This window comes from Polaromonas sp. P1_G2 (assembly GCF_056405515.1).
In genome coordinates this window covers 1-425 of record NZ_JBFUBY010001311.1, presented here as the reverse complement: position 1 = coordinate 425, position 425 = coordinate 1, and the positions used below count along the sequence as shown (strand labels likewise).

The following is a 425-nucleotide window of genomic DNA, read 5'->3' as shown; positions in this document are numbered from 1 at the left end:
GAACGGCGCCGGCAAGACGACCTTCGTCAGCCTGCTCGCCGGCCGGACGCCGGTGACCGACGGCCGCATCACCTTCCGCGGCGAGGACATCACCCGCCTGCCGGCTTTTCGGCGCGTGCGGCGCGGCATCGCCTACACATTCCAGATCACCAACATCTATCCAAAACTCACCGTCGCCGAGAATATCCGCATGGCCACGCTCGGCCGTACCCAGCGAGGTGACAAGGTCAATTTCGAACGCGAGACTTTGGCAGCGCTCGATGCCGTGGAACTGGCCCACCGTGCCGATATCCGCGTTGGCGAACTCGCCTATGGCCACCAGCGGCTTGTCGAAGTGGCAATGGGCCTGGCGCTGTCGCCGACACTGCTCATTCTCGACGAGCCGACGCAGGGCCTTTCGGATTCCGAGATCGCCAATTTCTGCA

Annotated in this window: 1 protein-coding gene; it reads left to right on the top strand. The window is 64.0% G+C overall.

Features of this window, described 5'->3' with window-relative positions; genetic code table 11:
• On the top strand, window positions 1-425 hold a 425-nt coding region (locus tag AC1D0P_RS30300), incomplete at both ends, for an ATP-binding cassette domain-containing protein (RefSeq protein WP_477680116.1).